The organism is Arthrobacter nitrophenolicus, from assembly GCF_045833485.1.
In the GTDB taxonomy this organism is placed as follows: Bacteria; Actinomycetota; Actinomycetes; order Actinomycetales; family Micrococcaceae; genus Arthrobacter; species Arthrobacter nitrophenolicus.
This window is the reverse complement of record NZ_CP174504.1, coordinates 2,758,560-2,776,722: the sequence shown is the minus strand read 5'-3', so window position 1 is coordinate 2,776,722 and position 18,163 is coordinate 2,758,560. Positions and strand designations below refer to the sequence as shown.

The 18,163-nt window shown below is 64.4% G+C and carries 12 protein-coding genes and 3 rRNA genes; 5 read left to right on the top strand and 10 right to left on the bottom strand.

All coding sequences use genetic code 11. The features are described from left to right. The first annotated feature begins 122 nt into the window (after positions 1 to 122). The gene (locus tag ACJJV6_RS12965) at positions 123 to 1,457 is read left to right on the top strand and encodes an amidohydrolase family protein (RefSeq protein WP_407709087.1); all 1,335 of its coding nucleotides are present in this window, start codon (positions 123 to 125) and stop codon (positions 1,455 to 1,457) included. Between the two features lie 59 nt (positions 1,458 to 1,516). Here ACJJV6_RS12965 and ACJJV6_RS12960 read toward each other — a convergent pair whose 3' ends face one another. Beyond that, positions 1,517 to 2,248, bottom strand: a complete 732-nt coding sequence (locus ACJJV6_RS12960) for an excalibur calcium-binding domain-containing protein (protein WP_407709086.1) — start codon at positions 2,246 to 2,248, stop codon at positions 1,517 to 1,519. 70 nt (positions 2,249 to 2,318) lie between these two features. Next, on the bottom strand, positions 2,319 to 3,587 hold the full coding sequence (locus ACJJV6_RS12955) for a DUF1524 domain-containing protein (protein ID WP_407709085.1): 1,269 nt from the start codon (positions 3,585 to 3,587) through the stop codon (positions 2,319 to 2,321). Between the two features lie 392 nt (positions 3,588 to 3,979). Between ACJJV6_RS12955 and ACJJV6_RS12950 the strand changes: the two genes are divergently transcribed. Further along, on the top strand, positions 3,980 to 5,593 hold the full coding sequence (locus ACJJV6_RS12950; RefSeq protein WP_407709084.1) for a serine hydrolase domain-containing protein: 1,614 nt from the start codon (positions 3,980 to 3,982) through the stop codon (positions 5,591 to 5,593). Here the strand turns inward: ACJJV6_RS12950 and ACJJV6_RS12945 are convergent. From ACJJV6_RS12945 to ACJJV6_RS12930, 4 genes are all read right to left on the bottom strand, one after another. After that, positions 5,542 to 6,414, bottom strand: coding sequence for a DUF1524 domain-containing protein (locus ACJJV6_RS12945; RefSeq protein ID WP_407709083.1), 873 nt, complete (start codon positions 6,412 to 6,414; stop codon positions 5,542 to 5,544). The two genes, ACJJV6_RS12950 and ACJJV6_RS12945, sit on opposite strands and share 52 nt — an antisense overlap. A gap of 244 nt (positions 6,415 to 6,658) precedes the next feature. Then, positions 6,659 to 6,775: ribosomal RNA gene (gene rrf / locus ACJJV6_RS12940) — 5S ribosomal RNA — on the bottom strand. Between the two features lie 169 nt (positions 6,776 to 6,944). Then, positions 6,945 to 10,084, bottom strand: a 23S ribosomal RNA gene (locus ACJJV6_RS12935). 537 nt (positions 10,085 to 10,621) lie between these two features. Further along, positions 10,622 to 12,146 (bottom strand): 16S ribosomal RNA (locus ACJJV6_RS12930). Together the 16S, 23S and 5S rRNA genes form the textbook arrangement of a ribosomal RNA operon. A 653-nt stretch (positions 12,147 to 12,799) precedes the next feature. Here ACJJV6_RS12930 and ACJJV6_RS12925 point away from each other — a divergent pair. Further along, positions 12,800 to 13,666, top strand: a complete 867-nt coding sequence (locus ACJJV6_RS12925) for an AraC family transcriptional regulator (RefSeq protein ID WP_035753743.1) — start codon at positions 12,800 to 12,802, stop codon at positions 13,664 to 13,666. Between the two features lie 49 nt (positions 13,667 to 13,715). On the opposite strand, the gene ACJJV6_RS12920 is transcribed toward ACJJV6_RS12925, so the two are convergent. The 3 genes from ACJJV6_RS12920 to ACJJV6_RS12910 all read right to left on the bottom strand — a co-directional run bounded on the left by ACJJV6_RS12920 (position 13,716) and on the right by ACJJV6_RS12910 (position 15,548). Next, the gene (locus ACJJV6_RS12920) at positions 13,716 to 14,591 is read right to left on the bottom strand and encodes an alpha/beta hydrolase (RefSeq protein WP_407709082.1); all 876 of its coding nucleotides are present in this window, start codon (positions 14,589 to 14,591) and stop codon (positions 13,716 to 13,718) included. A 37-nt stretch (positions 14,592 to 14,628) separates the two neighbouring features. Continuing rightward, positions 14,629 to 14,895: a hypothetical protein gene (locus tag ACJJV6_RS12915; RefSeq protein WP_407709081.1), complete on the bottom strand. Its 267-nt coding sequence runs from the start codon at positions 14,893 to 14,895 to the stop codon at positions 14,629 to 14,631. A gap of 71 nt (positions 14,896 to 14,966) precedes the next feature. Beyond that, the gene (locus ACJJV6_RS12910) at positions 14,967 to 15,548 is read right to left on the bottom strand and encodes an SOUL family heme-binding protein (RefSeq protein WP_407709080.1); all 582 of its coding nucleotides are present in this window, start codon (positions 15,546 to 15,548) and stop codon (positions 14,967 to 14,969) included. 161 nt (positions 15,549 to 15,709) lie between these two features. Here ACJJV6_RS12910 and ACJJV6_RS12905 point away from each other — a divergent pair, with 161 nt between their 5' ends. Together ACJJV6_RS12905 and ACJJV6_RS12900 are read left to right on the top strand one after the other, a co-directional pair. Beyond that, complete coding sequence (locus ACJJV6_RS12905) at positions 15,710 to 16,165, top strand: MarR family winged helix-turn-helix transcriptional regulator (RefSeq protein WP_407709079.1); 456 nt, start codon at positions 15,710 to 15,712, stop codon at positions 16,163 to 16,165. Continuing rightward, the gene (locus tag ACJJV6_RS12900) at positions 16,162 to 17,421 is read left to right on the top strand and encodes an MFS transporter (RefSeq protein ID WP_407709078.1); all 1,260 of its coding nucleotides are present in this window, start codon (positions 16,162 to 16,164) and stop codon (positions 17,419 to 17,421) included. Before ACJJV6_RS12905 ends, ACJJV6_RS12900 begins: the two co-directional genes overlap by 4 nt. Before the next feature lie 203 nt (positions 17,422 to 17,624). On the opposite strand, the gene ACJJV6_RS12895 is transcribed toward ACJJV6_RS12900, so the two are convergent. Continuing rightward, a complete protein-coding gene (locus ACJJV6_RS12895) occupies positions 17,625 to 18,002 on the bottom strand; it encodes a VOC family protein (protein ID WP_407709077.1) in 378 nt (125 codons plus the stop codon). Positions 18,003 to 18,163: the final 161 nt, after the last annotated feature.

Below are 18,163 nucleotides of genomic sequence, written 5' to 3'. Positions count from 1 at the left end.
GAACCGGTGTTTGGTATCCCGGACTTCGGCCGCCTACCGGGGAGTAGGCCTTCAGCCGCCGTTGCCCAGCCAGTAGCATCGTCCGGAGCAGCCTTCCCCGTGGCAAACCAAAGGAGACAACGATGTGCCTTCATGACCACACTTCCGCGCCCACGCCGTCATCGAAGCTTCCCCGCCGCGGCATCCTCGCCGGCGCCGCGGCCCTCGCCGGCATTTCCGTCGCCAGCGTCGCTGCCCAGCTTGGCGGTGCTTCCGCCGCCCGCGCCACCGGCCGGCCGGCCGGTCCCAACTACCACGGCCGGCCCCTCGCCCAGCCGCCGCTGGTCATCGAAGGCGGCACCGTCGTCGACCCCCTGACCGGCGACGCCGTGCAGGACGGCGTGCTGGTGCTCGACGGCGGCAAGGTGGCCGCCGTCGGAACGCGCGACGAGACGCGGAAGGCCGTTGCCGCCGTCGCGGGCCGCGCCCAGGTGCTGAACGCCACCGGCCGCTGGGTGCTGCCGGGGCTGGTGGACGTGCACGTCCACGCGAACGCACTGGCCGACGCCCGGCTCATCCTGCAGGGCGGCGCGACCAGCGTCCGGAGTGGCTCGAGCAGTTTCTACCAGGACGTGGCGCTGGCGGCGCTGCCGGGCTGGGCACCGGGCATTTCACCGCGGATGACGCCGGCCGGGCTTTTCGTCTCCCCCGACCTCGGCGACTCGCTGCTGGCCGATCCGGACCTCGCCCCGCTCGCCACCTTGCCCGCGGGCGTCCGCCAGCCGGCCGACCTGGCGTACCTCACGCGGGTGAACCTCGCCCGCGGGGCGCAGGTCATCAAGACCCGCGCCAATCCGCGCGCAGGCCTTCCCGAGCAGGACCCGCGCGAGCTGGTGTACAACCAGGAGCAGCTGTCAGCCGTGGTCAAGGCGGCCAACGGCGCGGGCGTCCTGTGCCACGCGTACAGTGCCGAGGGGATCGACGGCGCCGTCCGGGCCGGGGTGCGCAGCATCGAGCACGGCGTGTTCGTGTCCGAGGAAACGATCGCGGAGATGGCGCGCCGCGGCACGTACTTCACGCCCACGATGGATGCGATCACCAGCATGGCGTCCTCGCCCAACCCGATCCTGGCGGCCCGCGGCCAGGAGTACACGCCCATCCTGCAGGCGGCCGTGCTGGCGGCGAAGGAGGCGGGCGTGACCATCGTGGCCGGTACGGACTCCTTCGGCACGGACGTCACCCCAATTGGCACCGAGGCGCGGTTGCTCGCCGAAGCCGGGCTGTCACCGCTGGAGGCGCTGCGGGCGGCCACCACCCATGCGGCCAACCTGCTGGGCGTGCGCGACGTCGGCCGCCTGGTCCGCGGCGCACAGGCCGATGCGATCGTGGTCGACGCCGATCCGCTGGCCACTGCCTCGGCGCTGGAGCAGGTGCGGGTGGTGGTGGCCCAGGGAGCGGTAGTGCGGAACGGGCTTTAAGCCACGAATGCCGTGGATACCCTTTGCGGGTATCCACGGCATTCGTGTGTCCGGGTTGCTTACTTATCGCAGCCGATGCCGTCCCCATCGCGGTCCAGGTGCTTCCCGTAGCCGGGTGTTCCTGCATAGACAGGTGCCGCTCCTGCAGCCCGTGCAGCTGTGCAGTTTGCGTAGTAGACGGCAGCCGGAGCGGGAGCTACCGGAGCCGCCGGAGCCGGTGCCGGGGCGGGTGCAACCGGAGCGGCAGGTGCCGGTACCGGGACGGCCTGGCGGGCTGCGGCGTCCCGTGCAGCCTGCTCCGCTGCCGCCTGCGCTGCAGCGGCGGCGTCCGCGGCAGCCTTTTCGGCTGCTGCTTTCTGGGCCGCAGCCAGCTCGGCAGCCGCCTTGTCTGCAGCCGCCTTGTCTGCGGCGGCCTTCTCGGCCTCGATCTTCTCAAGGGACTTGACCCCGAGCTTCACGGTGGAGCCCTCTTCAGCCTGGGCATTCTCAGCCGGGTCCTGGGAGATGACCTGCCAGTTGCTCTTCTTGAAGATCGACTTGCCGTCCACGATGTCCTTGGCCTCGACCTTAAACTCGAGGTCTTCCAACTGCGCCGTTGCCTTGTCGAGGGTCATGCCCACGACTCCGGGAACGGTGACTTTGGCCGCAGCCGTGGCCACAGCAGTTGCCGCCGACGCCGGTTCTGTTGCCTCCTGCTTGCTGCCGCAGCCCGTCAGCATCAGGCCGGCAAGCACAACAACTGCCAGCGTCTTCTTCACGGCTCCTCGCGGAGCCTGCGGATTGAGTGTCATATTTCCCCCTAGGAATGTTTGTGATGGTGATGCAGTTGGGGCGAGCGGAACCCCACAACAGATGGGCCGGCTACTCGCAGGCCACGCCGTCGAGGTCGCGGTCCAGCCCGGCGCGGTAACCGGCCTGGCCGGCGTACAGCGGCGCGGCGCCGGCTGCCCTGGCGGCGGCACAGTTGGCGTAGTAAGCGGCAGCAGGAGCGGGCGCCGGAACAACGGGGGCCGGAGCAACCGGGGCAGGTGCAGGTGCGGGTGCAGCCGGAGCCGGAGCAACGGGTGCGGGAGCCGGGGCCGCGGGAGCTGGTGCCGCAGCCGCCGGTGCAGGCTCCGCCGGAACCGGTGCCGGTGAAGGGGCTGGAGGCTGGGCGTTGGTCGGCGCCAGCTGTCCGCTGCAGTCGGCCAGGATCCGGGCCATGGCGTCGTGCTCCGCCTGGGTGACCCACAGCCCGTAGGTGGCCTTCACGGAAATCTGCCGGGCGACGTACTCGCACCGGAAGCCCTTGTTCGGCGGCAGCCAGGTGGCGGCGTCGCCGTCGCCCTTTTTCTGGTTGGTGGGGCCGTCCGTCGCCTGCAGGTTCAGCGGGTCATTGGCGAACGCAGTCCGCTGTTCCGTGGTCAGTTGCTGGGCGCCCTTCTGCCACGCATCGCTGAGTGCCACCACATGGTCGATCTGGACGGCACTGCTGGTGGCCTGCCCGCGCAGGAAACTGATGCTCCTGCCCGTATACGGGTCATCGAGCATGCCCGACTTCACCTTGCACGGGACGCTGTTCAAGTAGCTGACGGCCGTGAGGTCACGCTTGAGCATGTCGTTGCGGGTGTCGCAGCCGTTGCGGTCCACGTCCGCCCACGCCTGGCCGAACAGCGCCCGGTCGTACCCCGTCTTCGGCGCCCTGCCCTTGATGGGAAGGGTGGCCAGCAGGTCGATCGCCCGGGTGGCGAACGCGGGCTGCTCCTTCGGAGCGGTGACAGGCACGCCGTGCGCCACCAGGTACGGCGTCTCCGGATCCAGCGGTGCGCCCGTCTCCTGGGCAGTGGGAACGGACGACGGCGCCGCGCTGGCTGTGGCGGTTGGCCTCGCCGTGGCTGCGGCGGCCGACGCGGTGCTTCCCGAGGCGGCAGCTTCCAGGTCCGCGGTGGAAACACGCGGCATGGTTGCGCCGCCGGCGAGGAGGAGGGCAAAGGACGTGGCGAGTGCGACGGCGCCGGCCTTCCGTGTGGCAGGCAGCCACGCCCAGGAACGGCGTCCGGTCAGGAGGACGTACAGGCCTGTGAGCCCGGCCGAGATGGCCAGGAACACCAGCGCACCGCCAAGTCCACTGCTCAGCGCCCCCAACAGCATAAAAAGAGCGGTAATGACTCCAACAATGATCGTGGAGGCGAGCGGTTTGCGCGGCGGTCTGGGCGCAGGTTGATAAGGACCCCTTAGGGTCTGGTATTCGGACATCATTTCCCCATTTATCTGAGCCCGAAAAGGCCCCGCAATTGCCGGGCTTGCTGCTAAACGCGACAAATGATTCGCCGTTGAGCCTATTGGCCCGGCCCTGAGTAATTCCCGTATTCCGGCTTTCCTCGCTGAAGATTGAGCAGCCCTTGAGCTGATCTTGATCCTGCTTGTCGCACTTGGGTTTTTGGGCTTAACAATTGGGGTATCCGCTCGGCCGGGTAATGCTTGTCTTCGCCTTTGGTGCGCCCTACCGTGAAGGGAAAAGCGGCCGAAGTGCAGGTGCGGGCATGCGGACTCATGGGGCGTGGTCACGCTGCCTCCTCCTGTGCTTGCTGGGTTTTGGTCTTGCCGCCGCCCCCTCCCCTCCTGCCTCGGCTCCCGCCGCGGAGTCCCCCACCTGGGAACAGACCCGCGAAACCCTCGATGCCTTCCTCCGGGAACAGATCGAGGCCCTCGGAATCCCCGGTGCCGCCGTCGCCGTCGTAAAGGACGGGAAGCAGGTGCACTCGGCCGCATTCGGCCGCGCCGATGACTCCGGACGGCCCATGACAGTCTGGACGCCGGTCCTGCTCGCGTCCACCAGCAAGTCCCTGACCGCGATCGCGGTGATGCAGCAGGTGGAGGCCGGCCGGCTGCGGCTGGATGAGCCGGTACAGACCTACCTGCCCTGGTTCACGGTTGATGACAGCCGGTCTGCGTCCATCACGGTGCGGCACCTGCTGCACCAGGCCAGCGGCATGGCGTCCAGGGACACCGCCTTCGAAGCCTACCTCGACCAAGGCCCGGAGGCCTTGGAGGAAAGCGTCCGGGCCCTGGCCGATGCCCCCTTGGCCAGGAATCCGGGCGAGACCTTCCACTACGCCAACGCCAACTACAACATCCTGGGCCTGCTGGTGCAGACGGTCTCCGGCCAGCCGTTCGGGCAGTACCTGGAGGACCACGTCTTCGGGCCGCTGGACATGGCGAACAGCCACCCGACCCGCGCCGCCGCCCGCGCCGGAAACGCCGCAGCCGGCTACTCACGCTGGTTCGGCTCCTCCTGGCGCCAGACGGACGTGCCCGCTCCCTCGTCCGGGATGCCCTCCTCCACGCTGTACTCATCCGCGGAGGACCTGGGCCATGAGCTGATCGCACTGCTCGACGGCGGCCGTTACGGTACCGCGCAGGTCCTCCGGCCCGGAAGCGTGGAGACGATGTTCGAGCCGCGCGTGCAGGTCGAAGGGTCCAAAGAGTACGCGATGGGCTGGTACACCCGTCCGCTGGTGGAGACGGCCGGCCCTGGCTCGGCCGTACCCGAGACGGCGCTGCCCCGGCTCCTTGAGCACCAGGGCGAGTGGGGCAACAGCCACACCTATCTGGGCATGGTCCCGTCCTCGGGCCTGGGGGTCGCGCTGGTTATCAATGCCAACGACGCCGCCGCACCGTCACGGCTGAAGGCGATCGACACCAATGTCCTGCGGATCCTCCACGGCCAGGAGCCGGTGCCGGCCGTCATCCACGAGGACTGGCTCCAGCGGTACAGCTGGGCGGTGGCCCTTGCCTTGCTGCTCGCGGAGCTGCTGACCCTGTGGCTGGGCGCGCGGTACCTGCTGCGGCAGCGACCTGCGCGCTTCCCCGTCGCCTACGTGGTGGCCGCCCTCGCCCTCGACGCCTTCGTCCTTTGGCTGTGCCTGGACTACGCCCCTGCCAGGTTCGATACGCACCTGCTGGTAGTCATCCGGCAGTTTCCCGACGTCGGACTCTTCCTGGTGCCGGCGCTCGCCCTGGCCATCGCCTGGCCCGTCCCGCGGACACTGCTGCTGCTCAAGCTATCGCGGCCAGTGGCAGCAGTCGGTGGGCCAGCCAAACGCTACCCCTCGCAGGCCACGCCGTCGGAATCGCCATCGAGTCCGGAACGGTAGCCGGGGGAACCGGCGTACAGCGGTGCTGCTCCGGCAGCCACCACGTCCGCGCAGCTGGCGTAGTAGATGGCAGCGGGGCCGGTCCCGGCGGACGTGGGTGCCAGCTGGCCGGGGCAGCCGGCAAGGATACCGGCGATCGTGTCGTGTTCAGCCTGTGTCACCCACAAGCTGTACCGCGCCTTCACCGACACCTGCCGCGCGACATATTCGCACCGGAAGTCCTTGCTGGGCGGCAGCCAGGTGGCGGCGTCGCCGTCGCCCTTCTGCTGGTTGGTGGCGCCGTCCGTTGCCTGCAGGTTCAGCGGGTCATTGGCGAAGGCTGTCCGCTGTTCCGTGGTGAGCTGCTGGGCACCTTTCTGCCAGGCGTCGCTGAGCGCGACCACGTGGTCGATCTGGACGGCGCTGCTGGTGGTTGTCCCCCGCACGAAGCTGATGAGGGTTGCGGTGTAGGGGTCGGCCAGCAGTCCTGATTGCACCTTGCACGGCACGCTGTTCACATAAGTGATGTCCGTCAGGTCCCGGTTGAGGATGTCGTTCCGGGTGTCGCAGCCGTTCTGGTCAACATCCGCCCAGGTGGCCCCGAACAGGGAGCGCTCGTACCCCGTCTTCGGCGCCCTGCCTTTGACGGGCAGGGTAGCGAGGAGGTCCGCAGCGTCAACGCCCTCCGCCGGCTGCGCGGCGGTGGCGTCCTGGGTGTCGACGGCAACGGCCGGCACCCCTGGGGTGAGGAAAGCAAGGACAAGGGCAAGCACGACGGCGGCCCAGCCGCGTTGCGCTGTCGACGGCAGCGTGGCGGCGGGCGAGGTGGTGTGGCTGGACATGGATTCCCCAGGTTGTGTGCGCGATGATGGTCGGCGGAGTTCGCTTGACTGCTCACGCGAGCGACGAGCCTACGTGCCTGCATTGGCTGCAAGGGCCCATTTCCGCTGACCTCAGCCAAATCTTCCCGACTCCTGCGCCAATCCTGCGCTGCGGGCGGGTTTCAAAACCTACTCGCCGGTGGGTTGGTGGTGTTAAATGTGGGAGGCCCCAACCTGGTGGTTGGGGCCTCGACCGTGATGTGTTGTCCGGCGGTGTCCTACTCTCCCACACCCTCCCGGGTGCAGTACCATCGGCGCTGTGGGTCTTAGCTTCCGGGTTCGGAATGGGACCGGGCGTTTCCCCCACGCTATGACCGCCGTAACCCTTCGACCCGCACCCTGTTATGGGGGTGGGGAAATCTATTGTGGTTACAACGTGCTCCGGTTAGGGAGCTGTGGTGTTGTATTCAGTTATGTTCCTGCAACGGTGAACCCTTGTTGGGTTGTTGGTTGGGAACCACATAGTGGACGCAAGCAGTTGTGTTTTGTTTGTGGTGTAAGTTGTTGGCCTATTAGTACCGGTCAGCTTCACGAGTCGTTAGTCCTCGCTTCCACATCCGGCCTATCAACCCAGTGGTCTGGCTGGGGGCCTCTCACACACGAGGTGTATGGAAATCTCATCTTGAAGCGAGCTTCCCGCTTAGATGCTTTCAGCGGTTATCCCATCCGAACGTAGCTAATCAGCGGTGCACTTGGCAGTACAACTGACACACCAGAGGTTCGTCCGTCCCGGTCCTCTCGTACTAAGGACAGCCCTTCTCAAATTTCCTGCGCGCGCAGCGGATAGGGACCGAACTGTCTCACGACGTTCTAAACCCAGCTCGCGTACCGCTTTAATGGGCGAACAGCCCAACCCTTGGGACCTACTCCAGCCCCAGGATGCGACGAGCCGACATCGAGGTGCCAAACCATGCCGTCGATATGGACTCTTGGGCAAGATCAGCCTGTTATCCCCGAGGTACCTTTTATCCGTTGAGCGACGGCCATTCCACAATGTACCGCCGGATCACTAGTCCCGACTTTCGTCCCTGCTCGAGATGTCTCTCTCACAGTCAAGCTCCCTTGTGCACTTACACTCGACACCTGATTGCCAACCAGGCTGAGGGAACCTTTGGGCGCCTCCGTTACTTTTTAGGAGGCAACCGCCCCAGTTAAACTACCCATCAGGCACTGTCCCTGACCCGGATTACGGGCCGAAGTTAGATGTCCAAAGTGACCAGAGTGGTATTTCAACGATGACTCCACCCGAACTGGCGTCCGGGCTTCAACGTCTCCCACCTATCCTACACAAGCCACTCCGAACACCAATACCAAACTATAGTAAAGGTCTCGGGGTCTTTCCGTCCTGCTGCGCGTAACGAGCATCTTTACTCGTACTGCAATTTCGCCGAGTTTATGGTTGAGACAGCGGGGAAGTCGTTACTCCATTCGTGCAGGTCGGAACTTACCCGACAAGGAATTTCGCTACCTTAGGATGGTTATAGTTACCACCGCCGTTTACTGGGGCTTAAATTCTCAGCTTCGCCTTGCGGCTAACCGGTCCTCTTAACCTTCCAGCACCGGGCAGGAGTCAGTCCGTATACATCGTCTTGCGACTTCGCACGGACCTGTGTTTTTAGTAAACAGTCGCTTCCCCCTGGTCTCTGCGGCCCCGATCCCCTCCCGGACGCATGGTCCGTTCAAGGTTGGGGCCCCCCTTCTCCCGAAGTTACGGGGGCATTTTGCCGAGTTCCTTAACCATAATTCTCTCGATCGCCTTAGTATTCTCTACCTGATCACCTGTGTCGGTTTGGGGTACGGGCGGCTAAAACCTCGCGTCGATGCTTTTCTCGGCAGCATAGGATCACCAAATCCCCCCAAACGGGGGTCCCATCAGATCTCAGGCATTATGAGTGGCGGATTTGCCTACCACTCGCCCTACATCCTTAGACCGGGACAACCATCGCCCGGCTCGGCTACCTTCCTGCGTCACACCTGTTAATACGCTTGCCTCCCAGGATCAGGTCCTGCGCTCCACCAAAACCCTTCACCCACAAGGGGTGTCGGGCAGGTCTCGGGCAGTTAGTATCCCCTGTTCAACATGGGCGGTTTTTCGCCGGTACGGGAATATCAACCCGTTGTCCATCGACTACGCCTGTCGGCCTCGCCTTAGGTCCCGACTTACCCAGGGCAGATTAGCTTGACCCTGGAACCCTTGATCATCCGGCGGACGGGTTTCTCACCCGTCTTTCGCTACTCATGCCTGCATTCTCACTCGTGTAGGCTCCACCGCTGGTTTCCACCGCGACTTCACTGCCCACACGACGCTCCCCTACCCATCCACACTCCTGAACCACAAAGGCTTAGAACACGTGTGAATGCCACAACTTCGGCGGTGTACTTGAGCCCCGCTACATTGTCGGCGCGGAATCACTTGACCAGTGAGCTATTACGCACTCTTTTAAGGATGGCTGCTTCTAAGCCAACCTCCTGGTTGTCTGAGCAACTCCACATCCTTTCCCACTTAGCACACGCTTAGGGGCCTTAGTTGGTGGTCTGGGCTGTTTCCCTCTCGACTATGAAGCTTATCCCCCACAGTCTCACTGCTGCGCTCTCACTTACCGGCATTCGGAGTTTGGCTGACGTCAGTAACCTTGTAGGGCCCATTAGCCATCCAGTAGCTCTACCTCCAGCAAGAAACACGCAACGCTGCACCTAAATGCATTTCGGGGAGAACCAGCTATCACGAAGTTTGATTGGCCTTTCACCCCTACCCACAGCTCATCCCCTCCATTTTCAACTGAAGTGGGTTCGGTCCTCCACGACGTCTTACCGTCGCTTCAACCTGGCCATGGGTAGATCACTTCGCTTCGGGTCTAGATCACGCCACTCACACGCCCTATTCAGACTCGCTTTCGCTACGGCTGCCCCACACGGGTTAACCTCGCGACGTAACACTAACTCGCAGGCTCATTCTTCAAAAGGCACGCCGTCACAGTTACTATGCGATTACTCGCGACTGCTCCGACGGATTGTAAGCACACGGTTTCAGGTACTGTTTCACTCCCCTCCCGGGGTACTTTTCACCTTTCCCTCACGGTACTGGTCCGCTATCGGTCATTAGGGAGTATTTAGGCTTATCAGGTGGTCCTGACAGATTCGCACGGGATTTCTCGGGCCCCGTACTACTTGGGATACTCTCACAGGCGGCACAAACGCATTACGGTTACGGGACTAACACCCTCTCTGGCCGGCCTTTCAAAACCGTTCACCTATGCGCGCACATCACACCCCACCAGCCCGGCAGAACTGGTATGGAAAGTCCCACAACCCCGACCATGCAACGCCCGCCGGCTATCACACATGGAACGGTTTAGCCTGATCCGCGTTCGCTCGCCACTACTAACGGAATCACTATTGTTTTCTCTTCCTGCGGGTACTGAGATGTTTCACTTCCCCGCGTTCCCTCCACGCACCCTATGTGTTCAGGTACGGGTCACCAAGTCACTCGCGCGCTTGGCGGGGTTTCCCCATTCGGACACCCTGGGATCACAGTCCGGTTATCGACTCCCCCAGGCTTATCGCAGATTCCTACGTCCTTCTTCGGCTCCTAATGCCAAGGCATCCACCGTGTGCTCTTAAAAACTTGACCACAAAAGATCAACAACAAAAACACTCGAGAGAACCACAGAAACCAACCACACCAAAAGTGCGGCCAGATCCAGGTTCCAATTCTTGGAAATTGCTTATCCATGAAAAACCCTAGGGCTCCTCATGGAAGATGCTCGCGTCCACTATGTAGTTCTCAAACAACAACCCCACACCACACACCCCACACACCAGCCCCCACAAAAAAGGGGCCAACAGCGCGCGGAACGTCATGGCAGGGAAACCAGAAACAAACAAACCCAGGGAACCAAAGCCCCCCGGCCCTGTTGCCTCAGGACCCAACAGTGTGCCAAACACGAAACCACCCAACCCCCGGCCCCGCCGTTCCAGGAGCACCGCTTATTCCCAAGGAAAAAACGATGTCCGTACTAGACAAGAACCAGAACCAGGCAACCGCTATTTGTTGATATTCCACCCATGAGCACCCGCCGCAGAACTTGCGTCTGCGCAACGGGCGTACTCCTGACAACACCACACCCCGCCATACAGCAGAGAATGATAGTTGTGAGGCGCTCCTTAGAAAGGAGGTGATCCAGCCGCACCTTCCGGTACGGCTACCTTGTTACGACTTAGTCCCAATCGCCAGTCCCACCTTCGACGGCTCCCTCCCACAAGGGGTTAGGCCACCGGCTTCGGGTGTTACCAACTTTCGTGACTTGACGGGCGGTGTGTACAAGGCCCGGGAACGTATTCACCGCAGCGTTGCTGATCTGCGATTACTAGCGACTCCGACTTCATGGGGTCGAGTTGCAGACCCCAATCCGAACTGAGACCGGCTTTTTGGGATTAGCTCCACCTCACAGTATCGCAACCCTTTGTACCGGCCATTGTAGCATGCGTGAAGCCCAAGACATAAGGGGCATGATGATTTGACGTCGTCCCCACCTTCCTCCGAGTTGACCCCGGCAGTCTCCTATGAGTCCCCACCATCACGTGCTGGCAACATAGAACGAGGGTTGCGCTCGTTGCGGGACTTAACCCAACATCTCACGACACGAGCTGACGACAACCATGCACCACCTGTAAACCAGCCCCAAAGGGGAAACCACATTTCTGCGGCGGTCCGGTCCATGTCAAGCCTTGGTAAGGTTCTTCGCGTTGCATCGAATTAATCCGCATGCTCCGCCGCTTGTGCGGGCCCCCGTCAATTCCTTTGAGTTTTAGCCTTGCGGCCGTACTCCCCAGGCGGGGCACTTAATGCGTTAGCTACGGCGCGGAAAACGTGGAATGTCCCCCACACCTAGTGCCCAACGTTTACGGCATGGACTACCAGGGTATCTAATCCTGTTCGCTCCCCATGCTTTCGCTCCTCAGCGTCAGTTAATGCCCAGAGACCTGCCTTCGCCATCGGTGTTCCTCCTGATATCTGCGCATTTCACCGCTACACCAGGAATTCCAGTCTCCCCTACATCACTCTAGTCTGCCCGTACCCACCGCAGATCCGGAGTTGAGCCCCGGACTTTCACGGCAGACGCGACAAACCGCCTACGAGCTCTTTACGCCCAATAATTCCGGATAACGCTTGCGCCCTACGTATTACCGCGGCTGCTGGCACGTAGTTAGCCGGCGCTTCTTCTGCAGGTACCGTCACTTTCGCTTCTTCCCTACTGAAAGAGGTTTACAACCCGAAGGCCGTCATCCCTCACGCGGCGTCGCTGCATCAGGCTTGCGCCCATTGTGCAATATTCCCCACTGCTGCCTCCCGTAGGAGTCTGGGCCGTGTCTCAGTCCCAGTGTGGCCGGTCACCCTCTCAGGCCGGCTACCCGTCGTCGCCTTGGTAAGCCATTACCTCACCAACAAGCTGATAGGCCGCGAGTCCATCCAAAACCACAAAAGCTTTCCACCAACCACCATGCGATGGAAGGTCATATCCGGTATTAGACCCAGTTTCCCAGGCTTATCCCAGAGTCAAGGGCAGGTTACTCACGTGTTACTCACCCGTTCGCCACTAATCACCGGTGCAAGCACCGGATCATCGTTCGACTTGCATGTGTTAAGCACGCCGCCAGCGTTCATCCTGAGCCAGGATCAAACTCTCCGTTGAAGTAAAACAAAAACAGACACAACCAAAACCAGTGGAAATAACACCAGCAAAGGCTGCACAAAATTTGAAACCAGCTGTAAAACCAAACCAATGCCACAGGGGCGGCACGATCCGGCAATTCAACCAATCACATTACATAATCGGTATCAACAAACTTGGCACACTATTGAGTTCTCAAACAACAGACACACCCGGCACCACCACCAGCATCACAGCCAGCGGATCGCTCCGGAGCAACTTTTCAAAGTTACCGGCTTTCAAAGAACTTTGCAAATCAGCGTTTCCGCGATCCGCGTCCCTCTCAAACCGCCCCAACCAGTTTCCGGCGCCCTGACGAGCCACCAGTATTGGTCTTAGTTTTAGGGGGTTTGGCCGCCCGCGGTAACCAGCTCTTCGCTGTCTCCCCCGCGGCGACTCAGAAAACAATACACGCCCCCGAACCCCACCGCAACCCGACCCCACCACCCCACCAAAACCCCGCAAACACGCGCCAAAACCACCCACCACAACCCCCAAACCACCACCCGCCGTCGCAATAACTTCCTGTGGGCTGCAACACAGTGGACGGCGAGGAGCCCACCCGATTGAATCGGGCACGGATAGTCGGGCGGAAGCCGATGCCGGTGAACAGGATTGAAGGGAAAGGGGTAACCGTGATCGGAATTCTCAACCGGCTGGTAGGACTCATTGAGGACCACCTGACCGAGGAACTGGACCTCGCCGGCCTGTCGGGCAGCCTCGGCACCAGCGAGTACCACCTGCGCCGGATGTTCTCGTCACTGGCGGGCATGCCTCTGTCAGAGTATGTCCGGCGGCGCCGGATGGCAGTCGCCGCCGCCGAGGTCCTGGGCGACGGCGACCTGCTGGGCATCGCCGTCCGCTATGGCTACGGCTCAACGGAGGCATTCAGCCGGGCCTTCCGGGCGGTACATGGTGCCGGCCCTGGCGAGGTCCGCCGGAACGGCGGCCCCCTTCGCACACAACCGCAGCTCAGGTTCCGCCTGACCGTAGAAGGGAACAACCCCATGGACACCCGCATCACAGACCGGCCCGCGTTCCGGCTCGTGGGCCACTCGGCCCGCGTTCCGCTCATCCACCATGGCGTCAATCCGCGGATCCAGGAGCACATCGCTTCACTGCCAGCATCCGAGCACCTCCGCCTCAAGGCACTGAGCGACACCGAGCCGGCAGGGCTGCTCCAGGTGAGCGCGGACGTGGACCCCGACTACACGGAGGGCAGCGAATTGACCTACCTCCACGGCGTCGCCGTGGGCACTGCGACTCCTGCACCGGAGGACCTTGATGCAATCGAGGTTTCAGCGGGCACCTGGGCGGTGTTCCGCATTGCGGGCCCCTACCCGGCGGCCCTGCAGTCCGCGTGGGCGGCGACCGCCGCCGACTGGTTCCCCTCCAACCCGTGGCAGCTGAGGCCCGGACCCTCCATCGTGGCTGTCCTGGAGCGCGCCGCCGACTTCAGCACCGCAACCTGCGAGCTGTGGATGCCGGTGCAACGCGCCTGACCAAAACCGAGTGGACTGGCGCGTTCCACGGCGGCGGGCCGGGGGCGGTTCAGGCTGCCCAGCCCACTTTCCGGAGCCAGTCCGTGAGAAGCGGCAGGACAACCGAGCTCTGCATCGCCCCGAGGTGGTCCAGGCCCGGCAGGACCCGGACGTCCCAGCCGGCCTGGACGAGCTCGTGCTCATGGGTGGCCAGCGGGTCACCGATCCGCACCTGCACCCCGCCCCACTGCGGCGAGTAGTCAATCCGGTCTTCCGCTCCGGCGAAGGCCAGCCGCGGCAGGCCGCGCGGGACCGGGGCCGCGGCGTCGTCGAAATCCTGCAGGGCCTCGTAGAGGGTGAGGAACTGGCGGGTCTGGTCCGCGTTGGTTTGGATGGAGGCCGAGTCCCAGTCGCCGGGTTCAACCTCCGCGGCGGGCACCGGCGGCTCCCCGGCTGTCCGCGCCGCGGCGTCCCGTACCGCTGCCTGGTGGGCGGCACGGGTCACGGCCAGCATGCTTTTGTACGGCCCGTCGAGGGGCGGAAACCCTCCCATGGCAAGAGCGCCGAGCCGGTCGGTCCGGAGGGCGAGCTGGAGGCCGCACAGTCCCAACCAGGAGTAGCCGTAGTAGGCGAAGGTGGTTGATACGGCGGCGTCGGCGATGGCAAGAAGGTCGGCGGTCACGTTCCCAGGGGTCAGCGTGTCCGGGGCCGGGAAGGCCATCCGGTGCGCCTCGTAGTCCACGGCGATCACCCGGTTCGCCGCGGAAAGCCCCTGGACCAGGTTCGGCCCCAAGTCCGGGTCCGCGCCCCACTGCCGGATGGTTTCGGCTTCCTCCGCCGAGTGTCCAGCCAGGGGCACCGGCAGCAGGAGGTCCGGCCCGGTCCCCTGGATGGTGACGGGAATGGTGCTGCCGTCATGCAGGACAGCAGCGGCGGTTGGTGCCATGGCTACTCCCTTGGTTGAGGACCGGCGGCACGTTCCCCTACTCCCCCATGCCGGGATGCACCGGAACGAAGTCCACCTTGTTGCCCGGGTTCTTGCGCCCGGCCTTCGTCCGGTCGAATCCCCGCGCGTCGAGGCCGTTCTTCGCCCTGAATTCCGCGAGTGCGGCGTCATAGGCCTTGTTGAGTGCCTGCCCCGAGAATTCCCCGGTGCTGCCGTCGGCGAAGTCAATCCGGATGCGGACGCTGGCCGGGTAGTGCCGGGTCATCCGGACGAAGCCGTCCGCGTCCTGCTGAAGAGTGATCAACGGATCCTGCTTTCGTCGGTGAATCGGCTTCAAGTCTCGCAGGGTTCTTCCCGCCCGGGAGCGCGCCCCGCCTAGGGTCCCGCGACGTCCTGGACCACCTCGTTGCGGCGCAGGAACCAGGGCTTGAACGGCGGATCAAAGCGGGCGAACCGGGGAGGGCCCACCGGAGCCAGCCCGGCCAGGGCGATCGCTGCCAGCAGCCCCTCCGTATGGCGTTCAAACGCACGGCGTGAGCCGCTGCCGGAGAAGCGCGCCGCCGCAGCAAGGGACCCGGGCACTGCCCGCACTATCACTTTGGGGTCCGTGGGGGCGGGAGCCGTTTCCGCCTGCGTACCCGCAGGGAGCACGAAGGCCACAACGTATTCCGCGGGTGCGTTGGGCTCCCCGACGAAGGGGCCGCTTTGCAGCACGGGGGCGGTCATCGCGAGCTTCTGCGGCGCCCCGCCCTCCTGGATCACCGGAGCGGTCATGGCCAGCTTCTGGCCGGCCCTGTTGTTCCCGCTGATGTAGTTGAAGAGGCGGCGGAACGCGACGTTGCCCGCGCGGTCGAAGGCTGCCCTGACCCTCACCTCGGCCACGGCATAATCGGGATAGCGGCGCAACTCGAAATGCGGGTAGCGCCGGACAAGTTCGTAGGGCTGCTGCTCGGTCATGGTCCTCCAGAGCCTACGCCCGCGCGGCAGAAGCAGGCAGACCCGCAGGTGACGGACGTCAACTCCAGAATGCTTGCCTTGCGCAACCAACCAGGAGCATAATCGTTAGCAGAACTAATTAGCACTGCTAACGATCACCGCCAGGAGGCGCACCCGACCAGATGACCGCCAGCCAAACGAAAAACCGCGCCCAGCACACCTCCCCCGACACCCTCGCCATCGACCTCCGCACCGCCGTGATGCGCACTTCGCGCCGGCTCCGCGTTGAGGCAACCGGCGAGGTGATCACCCCCGGCCAGTACACCGTCCTGGCCCTCCTCAATGGCGACGGCCCCAGCACCCTCCGCGCCCTCGCGGACAGCGAACACGTGCAGGCACCGTCCATGACCCGCATCGTCAACGCCCTCGCCGACCAGGGATTCGTCACCAGGACACCGCATCCCGACGACGGCCGCCAGGTCCGCGTGGACATCACCGACGCCGGCCGGGCAGTCCTCGCGGAGGCGCGGGAACAGCGCACCGCCTGGCTGGCGCAGCGCGTGGCCGGACTCAGCGAAGAGGACCGCGGGATCCTCAGCCGCGCCGCCCTCATCATGCAGGAGATGAGCGGCCGATGAGCGCCGTGTTCCGTGCCCTCGAAAACCGCAACTACCGGATCTGGGCCGGCGGCGCGCTGGTGTCCAACATCGGCACCTGGATGCAGCGGATCGCCCAGGACTGGCTGGTCCTGACCGTCCTCACCAACCATGACGGCGCCGCCGTCGGCATCACCACGGGCCTGCAGTTCCTGCCGGTGCTGCTGCTCGGCCCGTACGGCGGCGTCCTGGCCGACCGCTACCGCAAGCGCAGGATCCTGCTCTGGACCCAGCTGGCCATGGGCCTCACCGGCCTGGCCATCGGGCTCCTGGTGGTCACCGGCACCGCGGAACTCTGGCACGCCTACCTGGCCGCCCTGTGCCTGGGCATCGCCAGCGCCATCGATGCCCCCGCCCGGCAATCCTTCGTGTCCGAACTCGTAGGCCAGGACAACATCTCCAACGCCGTGGCCCTGAACTCCGCCTCGTTCAACACCGCCCGGCTCACCGGCCCGGCCATCGCCGGCGTCCTCATCGCCTGGGTGGGCACCGGACCGGTCTTCCTGCTCAACGCGGCCAGCTACGCCGCCGTCATCATTTCGCTGTTCCTGATCAACACCTCCGCGCTGGTCCCGTCCGTCCGGGCCGAGCGCGGCAAGCACCAGGTGGCCGAAGGGGTCAACTACGTCCGGCGCCGCCCGGACCTGATGCTGATCATGGTTCTGGTGGGCATCCTGGGCGCGTTCGGCATGAACTTCCCCATCACCAACGCGCTGATGGCCACCACCGAGTTCGGAGTGGGGCCGGGAGAATTCGGCCTCCTCGGCTCCATCATGGCGGTGGGCACGCTGGCCGGCGCACTGCTCGCCGCGCGCCGGTCCGGCCCCCGGCTGCGGTTCCTGCTGGGCGGGGCGCTGGGCCTTGGTGCCTTCACGCTCCTGGGCAGCGTGTCGCCGTCGTTCTGGCTCTACTCCGCCGTGCTCATCCCCGTGGGCCTGGCGTCCATCACATTCCTGAACAGCTGCAACACCAGCATCCAGCTCTCCGTGGAGCCGCAGTTCCGCGGCCGCGTGCTGGCGCTCTACCTGGCCATCCTGCAGGGCGGCACCGCCGTCGGCGCGCCGCTGATGGGCTGGATCGGCAGCGAATTCGGCGCCCGCTGGTCCGTGGCCGCAGGCGGCATTGTGGTCCTGCTGACCGGGCTGGCCGCGGTGGTGGTGGTCAGCCGCAGGAGCCGGCTGACCTTCCGCGGCGCCCTCCGGGTCGCATTCAGCGGCAGGCGCGAGCCCGCCGTCTAGCACCGGCCGGTCACAAAAGCGGCCCTCCCCCGCATAACCGGCGCTGCCAAGCAACGGTTGTGCGGGGCAGGGCCGCTTATGCATCTGCCCGCACACATTTCAACGCACGACGGCGACGCCGGACTTCCGCGGCCCGGCACCTGGGTGGGAGGTGCTGCGGGCCCGAGGCGCCGGCGTCGTACGTCTCTTATGCGGCGGGATGCCTACATGGACGAGATGTTGAGGATGTTGCCCTCGCTGTCGAGGAACCAGGCGCCCTTGCCCACGTCTTCCATGGTGGCGACGCCGTTTTCAGTCTTGAGCCCGGGCTGGTCGTACTCCTCGAAGACCACGCCGCGGCTGCGCAGTTCCTCCACCTCGCGGTCGAAGTCCTGCGTTACCCAGCCCATTTGGGTGTTCTTTGCGGTGCCGGCATTGTCCGTCTGGTAAAGGAGGAACGTGGTGTTCCCGGACTTGTAGATCAGGTTCTCCGGGCCCATCTCCTGGACCGGTTCAAGGCCCAGCTTGTCGCGGTAGAACTCCCGGGCCCGGCTGATGTCCTTCGCGGGCAGTACAGCCATTGCGTCCAGATCCTTGAGCATGGCGAATCTCCTTGCTGCGCTTTTGATGGCGATGCTCTCCCCCTGTGCCGGCCGTGCCGTTTCCGGAACAGGCCGCGTGCCCGCCCTTTGCGCCGACTGCCGGGGCGGCCACCTGGGATCCGAACCGCTGCGCCAGCCATCATCAGCGCGGGAGTCCCCGA

Excerpts from the sequence above, each read along its gene's own strand:
- ACJJV6_RS12950 (WP_407709084.1), top strand. The coding sequence starts at position 3,980 with ATGCGGACTCATGGGGCGTGGTCACGCTGCCTCCTCCTGTGCTTGCTG.
- ACJJV6_RS12910 (WP_407709080.1), bottom strand. The coding sequence starts at position 15,548 with ATGACCGAGCAGCAGCCCTACGAACTTGTCCGGCGCTACCCGCATTTC.
- ACJJV6_RS12955 (WP_407709085.1), bottom strand. The coding sequence starts at position 3,587 with ATGCTGTTGGGGGCGCTGAGCAGTGGACTTGGCGGTGCGCTGGTGTTC.
- ACJJV6_RS12895 (WP_407709077.1), bottom strand. The coding sequence starts at position 18,002 with ATGCTCAAGGATCTGGACGCAATGGCTGTACTGCCCGCGAAGGACATC.
- ACJJV6_RS12905 (WP_407709079.1), top strand. The coding sequence starts at position 15,710 with ATGACCGCCAGCCAAACGAAAAACCGCGCCCAGCACACCTCCCCCGAC.
- ACJJV6_RS12900 (WP_407709078.1), top strand. The coding sequence starts at position 16,162 with ATGAGCGCCGTGTTCCGTGCCCTCGAAAACCGCAACTACCGGATCTGG.
- ACJJV6_RS12965 (WP_407709087.1), top strand. The coding sequence starts at position 123 with ATGTGCCTTCATGACCACACTTCCGCGCCCACGCCGTCATCGAAGCTT.
- ACJJV6_RS12920 (WP_407709082.1), bottom strand. The coding sequence starts at position 14,591 with ATGGCACCAACCGCCGCTGCTGTCCTGCATGACGGCAGCACCATTCCC.
- ACJJV6_RS12960 (WP_407709086.1), bottom strand. The coding sequence starts at position 2,248 with ATGACACTCAATCCGCAGGCTCCGCGAGGAGCCGTGAAGAAGACGCTG.
- ACJJV6_RS12945 (WP_407709083.1), bottom strand. The coding sequence starts at position 6,414 with ATGTCCAGCCACACCACCTCGCCCGCCGCCACGCTGCCGTCGACAGCG.